Source organism: Enterobacter sichuanensis, assembly GCF_002939185.1.
Lineage (GTDB): Bacteria > Pseudomonadota > Gammaproteobacteria > Enterobacterales > Enterobacteriaceae > Enterobacter > Enterobacter sichuanensis.
Window position 1 is genome coordinate 21,940 of the sequence record NZ_POVL01000051.1, and the last position, 11,435, is coordinate 33,374.

Here is an 11,435-nt window from a genome sequence, read left to right on the forward strand (position 1 = left end):
GCTAACTTCGCTTATTATGGGGATCAGTTTCCGGGATTCAAGGGAACAAGACAGATTGTCATCATTCATCAGGCACAAGGACCTCCAGAAAATGAATAATCATTTCAGGTGTATTGGGATCGTCGGGCATCCGCGTCACCCTACCGCATTGACGACACATGAAATGTTGTATCGCTGGTTGTGTAGCAAAGGCTATGAAGTGATGGTCGAGCAGCAGATTGCCCAGGAGCTGCAGCTGAAGAGCGTCAAAACCGGCACGCTGGCGGAAATTGGCCAACAGGCCGACCTCGCCGTGGTGGTAGGCGGCGACGGCAACATGCTCGGCGCGGCCCGCACGCTGGCGCGGTATGACATCAAGGTCATCGGCATCAACCGTGGCAATCTCGGCTTTCTCACCGACCTCGACCCGGACAATGCGCAGCAGCAGCTGGCCGACGTGCTGGAAGGCCACTATATCAGTGAAAAGCGCTTTTTACTGGAAGCGCAGGTGTGCCAGCAGGACTGCCAGAAACGCATCAGCACCGCGATTAACGAGGTGGTCCTCCACCCCGGTAAAGTGGCGCACATGATTGAATTCGAGGTGTATATCGATGAAATCTTTGCCTTCTCCCAGCGTTCTGACGGGCTGATTATCTCCACCCCGACCGGTTCAACCGCCTACTCGCTTTCTGCCGGCGGGCCGATCCTGACCCCGTCTCTGGATGCCATTACCCTGGTGCCTATGTTCCCGCACACGCTCTCCGCCCGGCCGCTGGTCATCAACGGCGACAGCACGATACGTCTGCGGTTCTCGCACCGGCGTAACGACCTGGAGATCAGCTGCGACAGTCAGATAGCGCTGCCGATCCAGGAGGGGGAAGACGTCCTTATTCGCCGGTGTGATTATCATCTGAATCTCATTCACCCGAAAGATTACAGCTATTTCAACACATTAAGCTCAAAGCTTGGCTGGTCAAAAAAATTGTTCTGATTTTGCATCCAGCACTTTACTGTATATAAAACCAGTTTATACTGTATGAAAACACAGTTATGGTTTTTCATACAGGAAAACAATTATGCTGGCACAACTGACCATCAGCAACTTTGCCATTGTTCGTGAGCTTGAGATCGATTTCCACAGCGGCATGACGGCGATCACCGGGGAAACCGGTGCAGGTAAATCCATTGCCATTGATGCCCTCGGCTTGTGCCTTGGCGGCCGTGCAGAGGGCGACATGGTGCGCATGGGCGCGAACCGTGCCGACCTTTGCGCCCGTTTCTCCCTGAAAGACACCCCTGCTGCTCAGCGCTGGCTGGAACAGAACCAGCTTGAAGATGGACGTGAGTGTTTACTTCGCCGCGTGATCAGCAGCGACGGTCGCTCACGTGGCTTTATCAACGGCACGGCGGTTCCGCTTTCCCAGCTGCGCGAACTCGGCCAGCTGCTTATCCAGATCCACGGTCAGCACGCGCATCAGCAATTGGTTAAACCCGAACAGCAGAAAGCGCTGCTGGACGGCTATGCGGGTGAGTACGCGCTTACTCAACTGATGGCTGAGCACTATCGCCAGTGGCATCAAAGCTGCCGGGAACTTGCCCAGCATCAACAGCAAAGCCAGGAGCGTGCCGCCCGTGCGGAGCTGCTGGAATACCAGCTTAAAGAGCTGAACGAATTTAACCCGCAGCCGGGTGAGTTTGAGCAAATCGACGAAGAGTACAAACGCCTGGCAAACAGCGGCCACCTGCTCTCAACCAGCCAGAATGCGCTCAACCTGCTGGCGGATGGCGAAGACGTGAACCTGCAGAGCCAGCTGTATAACGTTCGTCAGCTGCTTACCGAACTGGTCGGCATGGACAGCAAACTCTCTGGTGTCCTGGATATGCTGGAAGAGGCTGCCATTCAGATCTCCGAAGCCGGTGACGAACTGCGCCACTACTGTGAGCGTCTCGATCTCGACCCGAACCGTCTGTTTGAGCTGGAGCAGCGTATCTCCCGTCAGATCTCGCTTGCACGCAAGCATCACGTCACGCCGGAAGAGCTGCCGGGCTACTATCAGTCTCTGCTGGAAGAGCAGCAGCAGCTTGACGATCAGGCTGACTCCCTGGAAACCCTCTCTCTGGCAGTGAGCCTGCACCATGAACAGGCGCTGGCGACAGCACAAAAACTGCACGACATCCGTCAGCATTACGCTCAGGAGCTGAGCCAGCACATCACGGACAGCATGCACACGCTGGCGATGCCGCACGGCATCTTCACCATTGATGTTCGCTTCGAAGAAAATCACCTGACGGCAGAAGGTGCGGATCGCATCGAATTCCGCGTCACCACCAACCCGGGGCAGCCGCTACAGGCAATCTCCAAAGTGGCCTCCGGCGGTGAGCTGTCGCGTATTGCGCTGGCAATTCAGGTGATTACCGCACGTAAAATGGAAACCCCGGCGCTGATTTTCGATGAAGTGGATGTCGGGATCAGCGGCCCGACGGCGGCGGTGGTCGGTAAACTGCTGCGCCAGTTAGGCGAATCAACGCAGGTGATGTGTGTCACCCACCTGCCGCAGGTTGCGGGCTGTGGACATCATCACTTTATCGTCAGTAAGGAAACCGACGGTGAGATGACCGAAACGCACATGAAGCCGCTGGATAAACGTGCGCGTCTGCAGGAGCTGGCGCGCCTGCTCGGTGGCAGCGAAGTGACGCGTAACACACTCGCGAACGCGAAAGAACTGCTGGCGGCATAAACTTTTTCGGGATCTCAGGGTCATACAGAACAACAAAAACGCCGCCAGACCGGTTTCAAAGTGGGGCAAGGTCTATTATCATCGGCATATTACATATGAGCCGCGTTCTGCTCGGGCCCGAAAAGGAATCAAATCACTATGCGTTGTAAAATGCTGACCGCTGCCGCAGCGGTTCTTCTGATGTTGACCGCAGGCTGTTCCACTCTGGAGAAAGTGGTTTACCGTCCTGACATCAACCAGGGGAACTACCTAACCCCTAACGATGTGTCCAAAATCCGTGTGGGGATGACACAACAGCAGGTCGCTTATGCACTGGGAACCCCGATGATGTCCGATCCGTTCGGCACTAACACCTGGTTCTATGTCTTCCGTCAGAAGCCGGGCCATGAAGATGCGACCCAGCAGACCCTGACGCTGACCTTCAGCAGCGCTGGTGTGTTGACTAACATCGACAATAAGCCTGCCCTGACCAAATAACTCGGTGTCAGAAATGCAAAAAGGTGCTCATTGAGCACCTTTTTTGTTTTCTGTTGATCCCCTCGCCCCATTGGGGAGAGGGTCAGGGTGAGGGGAAGAAACCGCTACTTACCAGATTTCTCCGCACGCTGGCGACGCAGCTCTTTCGGGTCAGCAATCAGCGGACGATAAATCTCCACCCGGTCGCCCTCTTTCAGCACATCCCCCAGCTTCACCGGACGGCTGTAAATTCCAACCTTATTTTTCGCCAGGTCGATATCGCTGCGAAGCTCAAGGATGCCGGAAGCGCGGATAGCCGCTTCGACGGTCGCCCCCTCTTCCAGCGTCACGCGCTGCAGGTACTGCTTCTCCGGCAACGCATACACCACTTCTACCGCAATCTTATGCGACACTGTAAACCTCTTTGGCGCGAGTGGTGAACGCCTGAACCATGTTCGAGGCCAGCTCTTTAAAGATGCGGCCAAACGCCAGCTCAATCAGCTTATTGGTAAACTCAAAGTCCAGATGGAACTCAATGCGACAGGCGTCAGCACTCAGTGGCGTAAATTTCCAGCCTCCCATCAGCTTTTTAAACGGACCATCCACCAGATGCATCAAAATACTCTGATTGCTCGTCAGCGTATTACGGGTGGTGAACGTCTTGCTGATCCCCGCTTTGGAGACATCCACTGCCGCCGTCATCTGCGTCGGGCCGGACTCCAGAACGCGGCTCCCGGTGCATCCCGGAATAAACTCTGGATAAGACTGAACATCGTTCACTAACTGATACATTTGTTCCGCGCTGTAAGGCACAAGCGCAGTACGGCTAATCTGAGGCATAGCATTTCCCATGGTCACACAACGGACAAATAATAACATTTATCACCTGTTAAAAAAACGCTAAGCCTCATCTCGTGCTAAGATAGCGCGTTAGACCTCACAGGACGCAATGAGGTGACTTTTTGAAATCAGATTACCGACGGCTTTACGACACTTATGACGAAGAAAAAAGCACATAAACCAGGCTCGGCGACCATTGCGCTCAACAAGCGTGCTCGCCACGAGTATTTCATTGAAGAAGAATTCGAAGCGGGCCTTGCGTTGCAGGGCTGGGAAGTAAAATCGCTGCGCGCCGGGAAAGCCAACATCGGCGATAGCTACGTGATCCTGAAAGATGGCGAAGCCTTCCTGTTCGGTGCGAACTTTACGCCGCTGACTGTCGCCTCGTCACACTACGTGTGTGACCCAACGCGCACCCGTAAGCTGCTGCTGAACAAGCGTGAGCTGGAATCCCTTTACGGGCGCATTAACCGCGAAGGTTTCACCGTGGTCGCCCTGTCGCTGTACTGGAAAAACGCCTGGTGCAAAGTGAAAATTGGCGTCGCGAAAGGTAAAAAACAGCACGACAAACGTACTGACCTGAAAGAGCGCGAGTGGCAGCTCGACAAAGCGCGCATCATGAAAAACGCAGGACGTTGATTCTGCACACTTATTGTACTATTCAATAAGTTAGCGTTCCGGGCTGGTATCCAGGAAGTGAAATCTGGTATACTTAGTTCAACACTATTGGGGCTGATTCTGGATTCGACGGGATTTGCGAAACCCAAGGTGCATGCCGAGGGGCGGTTTGCCTCGTTAAAAGCCGCAAAAAAATAGTCGCAAACGACGAAAACTACGCTTTAGCAGCTTAATAACCTGCTCTGAGCCCTCTCTCCCTAGCTTCCGCTCTTAAGACGGGGATCAAAGAGAGGTCAAACCCAAAAGAGATCGCGTGGAAGCCCTGCCTGGGGTTGAAGCGTTAAAACTAATCAGGCTAGTTCGTTAGTGGCGTGTCTGTCCGCAGCTGGCGTGCGAATGTAAAGACAAACTAAGCATGTAGTACCGAGGATGTAGAAATTTCGGACGCGGGTTCAACTCCCGCCAGCTCCACCAATTTTTGATATATTGAAGTTCAGTGAAGTCTATCAAGCCCGCATGGAACCAGCCTTGTGGGCTTTTTTACGTCTATAGTAGTATACCGAGAATTGCTAGAATCTACTCGTTATGACACCCTTTTTGGGGCCCAATACAAAGGGTCCCAAAAAGGGTGCCAAACATGGCAAAAATCGCTAAGAAGCTCACTGACACTGAAATCAAAAGCACCAAACCTACCGAGAAAGAGGTTAACCTTTTTGACGGCGATGGTTTGCTCCTGCGAATCGTCCCCTTGGCGAAGGGAGGAAAGAAAAATTGGTATTTTCAGATATGCAGTGCCTGTGACCAAAAAGCGAACTAAGGTGAGCTTAGGAACCTATCCTCACCTTACACTTGCGAAGGCACGAGCTTTACGTGATAAGTACTTGTCGTTGCTTGCAAATGGTATAGACCCACAAGTTCATAACACCCACAAAGCCAATGTATGCGAGAGATATTGTGACTTTAACCGGGTATTAGGAGCCGTTTCAGATAAAAGATGTTCTTCGATTCGACTGCTCTTGGTTATAGCACTAAGTAATCGTTAATATTGAAGGACGAAAGGCTACTTCAAAACAAAGTAACCTTTCCAATATCCCCATATATGGGACAAGTGGTACATTAACTGCACATAGTGCAGGATACATATGACATAAAAATTTTTATTTATGGCATACATTATAAATAACTTGTATTTTATCAATGTCAATAGATTCTTGTTTAATACTTTTAAAATAATTATATGATTGTTTTTATTATAGCTTCGCTTGTACAAGCGAAGATCCTATTTTTCTTGAATGAATAATGCCAATTATAAGAGAAGCAAGGGCTAACCCTACGAAGCCGCTGCGCTTGTTTCTTTGGGTTCCCCTTGCTTTTCTTCCCTTCGGTTAGAAAAGAAAATCCAGCCAAGTTTATCAACTATCTACAGTATTCTCACTAAAGAGTAACCGCCACTTTATACTCCGTTTGTGAGCTGCGGCTACTGTAGCATTTTTGGGTTTAAATTTTCTATCATTACCAGTTGTTATGTCGGGATAAAAATATTTTCTCGCATCCAACCATAAAGATATCAGATTTGCTATCTTCATCACTTCACATAATGAAACTTTTAAAGTAGGCCTAAAATACAAGGCCTACTTAATAGCCGGAGATAGTTATTATTTAGATGCTAAAATAGTATTTTTATTGAATTTTTCATCAGCATCTGTAAGCTTTTTCATTATTAAAGCAGGGGCTATATCCTGAAGCTCCGTAGATTTTATGAAAAAATAATTACAAAGGTAAATTATATTATTAAGATTAATTGGTATATCAATATTATAATCTAACATTAACGATAACAAACGATCTCTGTCAATTCTATAAAACTTTTTACCAAGCTCTTTCTCATTAATTATTGAAATTATATTTTCATCAAGCTTATCGTCCATTCTCAATCTTAATTTATTTCTTAGCATAGCGGACCATGCGCTTGACTTATAATTCCTATATGCTAAATCCTCAAATAACTTCATTATTCCCCAATCAGATGTTTCCAAAGAGGCGTAAATTCCATTCAGCGCGCGACTAAGGTCATTATGCTCAACCCAATCCTCTTTGCACTTATAGCGTAGATCATGCTCAACTTCATGCCATCCTTCAGATAAAATAGTTCTGAATTGGACTTCAAAAGTAGTATCAATATAAGAATATTTCTTTAATAAGACACTATCATTTGATAATACTTCTGGTAACTTAAAGACGTAATTGCATCGAGTTGCCGCAAAGAGATTAGCCGTGGTTTCGTCTACGGTTTTAGATTCAATTTCGAATAATTTTTCCAGTGTTTTTTGAGCAATAAATAAATCATCAGGAAAATATAATATTATCCTAACCCCAAATAAGTCTTGAATTTTTTTACCATCCTCTGAGTATTTATTAGGCTCTTTTTCATATTTCTTAATTATTGAGCTTTCTGATTTTGTCCTCGAAAAAAAACGATAAAGTAATCCAATACGATTAAGTTCATTTTCTATATCTTTTTGCAAACTTTGAATAATTCGCAATTCATTTCCGTTATATATCAGAAAGTCCTCCCAAGAATTGCTTTAATCTCTGATATTCTTGCCATGTTAAGTTCAAGGAACGAACGCTTGTCTGGCGTAAGTAAAAGACCGTCTTTTCTCAATTTATCTAAAGAATGGAGTATTTCACTTAACTGAAATTGATTGTTGTTAGCACATAAGCCTTTTATAGGCCGATGCTTATGATAGCTAACACTCCCTCTGGGACAGAACTTCTCTAAGATGTAAATATCACAATCTGTAATATCGTGATCATTTTCACTGTTTATCTCGACAGATTTTTTATTAATAGCATCATTGTCACACTCACATCCCAAAAAATAAATATCTTCCCTACCACTTAATTCGTTAAAACTACAATCTATAAAAGAACAGTTCACAAATGTAACGTTTTTATAATTACCACAGGTAAATATACTGCTAAAAAACGAACAATCAACAAAGATAGTATCATGTATTATATTTATATCGCCTAAAGAAAGTTTTGATATAGACAATTGCTCAACACTATCATTTTTTAAATCTAATGGAACCTTTCCTATAAGCAAATGACTATACAAGATCTTATCATTACCTGACATAAAATATAAAGCAAACTCTAAGCTATGCCAAAGTAATTCTTTTTCATCATCGATCCTCGGCATATAAGATTGCACAGCTGGTTCTATAAAACGTTTATCACCAATCCATTCATTTGACTTATCATTAATAATATTTTCAGAAACAAAATTACCAAGAACAAATTCATTAACAAATCCAATACCTTGGTTTTCTGAGCCTGACCGATCTAATAGAGCATGCGATGCTAATTTATTAACTAATTCGTCAGTAGTTGGTCTTTCATCTACAGTATAAAGCTTTCTTGTAGCCTCCAAGAGCTGTTGATTCTTTTCAGTTATGACTAACGATATATACTCTCTAGACTCAGATGTGTAGTTACCTTCGACCATGTCGTCAGCTATTATTTTTAGTATAGTATATTGATCTTCAATAGACATTAATAAATCTTGTCTTTTTCTCTCTCGCTCAAGCATTGAATCAAAATACTTCCTCACTATAGTTGTTGGGTCGCTTATAACTTTATTAAAGTCGGTGTCGTCGATGCATCTTAGAAATGATAGCAGTACAGGGTTTGATAATTTGTTAAGAGGAAATCCTGTCGATGAAATTTCATCTAAACGTTGACCTGGAAGCCAGTCTTCAATTTGTGGTTCATGAATTCTTATTCTTATCACATCAAAATCTTCTTGATGCGATGCTATCCATTGATGGAATTCATCTCCATCAAATATAGCTGTTCTTCGAGTTGTCAAAACCACTTTTGCACTATCAGTTAGAAGCTCACTTATTGTTTCCAGCATTGGCTCTGTTTTTTCATAATTATTTTCAATTCCGTTTGTACTTTCATGCAATAGTTCATCAAACCCGTCAAGTATAACTGGTACATTCCCTGCTCTTATTTCATTCCTTACTAAGGCTGAGCTTAACAAAGGAAAACTTCTATCAATTTCATCTAATAGTACATACCTGAATATTTTTGCTTGTCTATTCCTGGATAGTTCTGAAAATAATGGTATTTTCCCTATATTGTTAACTATAATCTCCCTCAATAATTCATACGCCGTGCAAGTCTTTCCAAAACCGGCTGCGGCCTCAATCAAAAACAGAATTGGACGCCTATGTTGTATTCTCTCTAATATTTCCGTAACAACATTAGCTTCGCCAATAACACCATTTAAGTAATATTTTGAATTTATGTAGGAATAAGTTGCAGTAGGTGAGTGAATTTTTACAATTGAATCTGTGAAAGTATTATAATCTTTAATCAACCTTTCTTTAGTTGAATCGACGCTAAAGAAGCCATTAAATAATTCCTTATGTGCTTCTTCATAAGAATGATATTTTTTTATTTGACATGCATAACCTAACTGCTTATATTCTTCAAAGGTTTGATTTACATTAACTTCATTATTTAGTGGAAGTATGTCCGCGTTATGGTAGTGCCCTGTTTTAATAGAATATACAGCAATACTTTCGTTACCTGTATTTTCTTCAGTAAAACCAAACCTTTTATATATCTCTGTAAGTTTGCTTTTTTGTAACATTAAACTCACCTCCTGATATTTTTCGCAATGATGCTATAGTCGCTATATGGACTTTTACTATAATATTACAAAAACCATCTACATAGCTACCGTCTAAACAATAATAGCTATGTAGAGATTATCTGTAAGAGAACAGTTCAACGGTTACGTGCACTTTATGACATCGTTCTAACTTCATGGGGTGCTCAGTAACAGAACTTTTAAGCCATTCTTGCTCGCTGAACATGCAGTCATACTTATCACAAGCAGTACAACCATTACTTAGCAGACCTCTGCTCCTTGTTCCAAAAGGAACGTAAAACAGATGTTAGAGCTAACAAAACTGAAAGCCACTGCCCCCCCAATCTCCGAGTCAAACATTAGAGACTTTAAGTGAGCTCAGCCCAGATTATGCATTCTAATCAATTTCCAAATAATCAATCGGGCTAAGCCGTGGTGGTCATCGCGCCAATCCCCATAATGAAGGATACATCTTGGCTGTATCATCTTCCTTACAGCTGCGTTTCAACATGTGCTGAACAACACTCAAGTTAATGTAAATGAGCCAGTGAAAACAACATCTGTTTCAAATCACTTTGAAGTTTTCTTCATTTAATGTGTACGCCAAAATTATCCGGATAAACATAGAGTAACGGTCGACCGGGATTTCAATCAACCAGTTTCATCTGTAGTAGGCGATATTCTTAAGGCGGCAGCGAAATGTTCTGACAACCCCACTGAGGCGGTGCTACAGAATCTTATCGAAGCCAAACATCAGCTACGTTTCCCTAGATGTTAAAATCAGTAGTCGCAGGGCCAATGCTAATGATCCACACATTGACCGTGAAGGGGCCTTTCAGGTGGGTACGACTGCATTCCACGTGACCACCGCACCTATGGAGAAATTGATTTCACACTGTTTGTAGTGGTCAACTAAAACTGGCCACGGCTTCAGAGTTTTTCCAATATCGGTTTTCCGATTCGTTTGGAGGTAACACACCGTTATAGTCATGCGGCCTTAGCGAGCTGTAATACCCGACGATATAGTCTATGATCGTATGAGCTGCTTCGCTAAAGTTTATATAGCCTGTCACTGGCACCCACTCGTTTTTCAGACTTCTGTCGGGCTGTTATCCCAGCAGTTTCCACGTCGGCTCATACTTTGCCTGATCCGGTAACGCCACAATAACTGTCGGAACTGCCTGCTTGTGTAGTGGCTACCCTGGTCACTGTGGAACATCACTCCCGCTGGTTTGCCTCGGGTTTCCCACGCCATTACCAGCGCTTTGATGGTTAGCTTACTGTCCGGTGAGAATGACATCGCCCAGCCTACCGGTTTCCTGGCGAACAGATCGAGAACAACGGCAAGGTAAGCCCAGCGCCTGCCTGTCCAGATATACGTCACATCGCCGCACCATACCTGATTAGGCTCTGTCACTGCGAATTGTCGCTCAAGGTGATTTGGGAAAGCGATGTGTTCATGGCCACCACGTTTATACCGGTGGGTGGGTTGCTGACAACTCACCAGTCCCAGTTCTTTCATAAGCCTGCCGGCAAGCCAGCGTCCCATTCTGAAGCCTCTCAGGGTTGCCATGATGGCGATACTTCTCGCGCCAGCAGAGCCATGGCTGATGTTATGCAGCTCCAGAACCTGACTACGTAATACAGCCCGCTTGCCGTCTGGCTTTTCGGGGCTTTTCACCCAGTATTTGTAGCTGCTGCGATGAACCCCTAACACATGGCAGAGTGTGACCACAGGATACTGCGCTCTGAGTTTCTCAATTAACGAGAACTGTTCAGGGAGTCCGACATAAAGAGCGCGGTAGCCTTTTTTAATATGTCGTTTTCCATTTCAATGCGTTGTGCTTTTTCTTTAGCTCACGTATTTCAATCTGTTCCGGGGTTATAGGGGAGGCTTTAGGTATTTTGCCCTGTCGTTCATCTCGTAACTGCTTTACCCATCGCGTCATGGTAGAAAGCCCCACTTCCATAGCACTGGCCGCAGCTGCACCGGTGTAGTTCTGATCAAGGACCAGTTGAGCGGATTCGCGTTTAAACTCTGCGCTGAAATTTCTTTTTTTCATTGGGACACCTGTATTGTTCTGAGATGAGCATATCACCTCTGTTCAGGTGGCCAAATTCAGTAAACCACTACAGTT

General features: G+C 45.3%; 9 protein-coding genes, 1 other RNA gene and 3 pseudogenes. 8 read left to right on the plus strand and 5 right to left on the minus strand.

The window, feature by feature from the left end; translation table 11 throughout:
- Positions 1-91: 91 nt before the first annotated feature.
- The 3 genes from nadK to bamE all read left to right on the plus strand — a co-directional run bounded on the left by nadK (position 92) and on the right by bamE (position 3,194).
- The gene (gene nadK, locus C5687_RS19395) at positions 92-970 is read left to right on the plus strand and encodes an NAD(+) kinase (protein ID WP_008502500.1); all 879 of its coding nucleotides are present in this window, start codon (positions 92-94) and stop codon (positions 968-970) included.
- 85 nt (positions 971-1,055) lie between these two features.
- On the plus strand, positions 1,056-2,717 hold the full coding sequence (recN, locus tag C5687_RS19400) for a DNA repair protein RecN (RefSeq protein ID WP_047959271.1): 1,662 nt from the start codon (positions 1,056-1,058) through the stop codon (positions 2,715-2,717).
- Between the two features lie 138 nt (positions 2,718-2,855).
- Complete coding sequence (bamE, locus tag C5687_RS19405) at positions 2,856-3,194, plus strand: outer membrane protein assembly factor BamE (RefSeq protein WP_008502502.1); 339 nt, start codon at positions 2,856-2,858, stop codon at positions 3,192-3,194.
- Between the two features lie 104 nt (positions 3,195-3,298).
- Here the strand turns inward: bamE and C5687_RS19410 are convergent, their stop codons facing one another.
- Complete coding sequence (locus C5687_RS19410) at positions 3,299-3,586, minus strand: RnfH family protein (RefSeq protein ID WP_025759268.1); 288 nt, start codon at positions 3,584-3,586, stop codon at positions 3,299-3,301.
- Complete coding sequence (locus C5687_RS19415) at positions 3,576-4,013, minus strand: type II toxin-antitoxin system RatA family toxin (RefSeq protein WP_003863117.1); 438 nt, start codon at positions 4,011-4,013, stop codon at positions 3,576-3,578. The genes C5687_RS19410 and C5687_RS19415 overlap by 11 nt, the downstream gene beginning before the upstream one ends.
- Before the next feature lie 156 nt (positions 4,014-4,169).
- Here C5687_RS19415 and smpB point away from each other — a divergent pair, with 156 nt between their 5' ends.
- The 3 genes and pseudogenes from smpB (at position 4,170) to C5687_RS19430 (ending at position 5,674) form a co-directional block, all read left to right on the plus strand.
- Complete coding sequence (gene smpB, locus C5687_RS19420; protein ID WP_024908331.1) at positions 4,170-4,652, plus strand: SsrA-binding protein SmpB; 483 nt, start codon at positions 4,170-4,172, stop codon at positions 4,650-4,652.
- Positions 4,653-4,741: 89 nt separating this feature from the next.
- Positions 4,742-5,105, plus strand: a transfer-messenger RNA (tmRNA) gene (gene ssrA, locus C5687_RS19425).
- Between the two features lie 163 nt (positions 5,106-5,268).
- Positions 5,269-5,674 (plus strand): annotated as a pseudogene (locus C5687_RS19430) (integrase arm-type DNA-binding domain-containing protein).
- A 612-nt stretch (positions 5,675-6,286) separates the two neighbouring features.
- On the opposite strand, the gene C5687_RS19435 reads toward C5687_RS19430, so the two are convergent.
- Positions 6,287-7,174: a RelA/SpoT domain-containing protein gene (locus tag C5687_RS19435; protein WP_238380497.1), complete on the minus strand. Its 888-nt coding sequence runs from the start codon at positions 7,172-7,174 to the stop codon at positions 6,287-6,289.
- Between the two features lie 17 nt (positions 7,175-7,191).
- Positions 7,192-9,297 carry an NACHT domain-containing protein gene (locus C5687_RS19440; RefSeq protein WP_104557588.1) on the minus strand — a complete coding sequence of 702 codons (2,106 nt, stop codon included), beginning with the start codon at positions 9,295-9,297 and terminating at the stop codon, positions 7,192-7,194.
- Positions 9,298-9,952: 655 nt separating this feature from the next.
- Between C5687_RS19440 and C5687_RS25280 the strand changes: the two are divergent.
- Together C5687_RS25280 and C5687_RS25285 are read left to right on the plus strand one after the other, a co-directional pair.
- Positions 9,953-10,075: pseudogene (locus tag C5687_RS25280) on the plus strand (DUF4928 family protein); the annotation flags it as partial.
- A gap of 37 nt (positions 10,076-10,112) precedes the next feature.
- Positions 10,113-10,202, plus strand: a complete 90-nt coding sequence (locus tag C5687_RS25285) for a DUF4928 family protein (RefSeq protein ID WP_338013985.1) — start codon at positions 10,113-10,115, stop codon at positions 10,200-10,202.
- A 3-nt stretch (positions 10,203-10,205) separates the two neighbouring features.
- On the opposite strand, the pseudogene C5687_RS19455 reads toward C5687_RS25285, so the two are convergent.
- Positions 10,206-11,360, minus strand: a pseudogene (locus C5687_RS19455) (IS3 family transposase).
- Positions 11,361-11,435 lie beyond the last annotated feature (75 nt).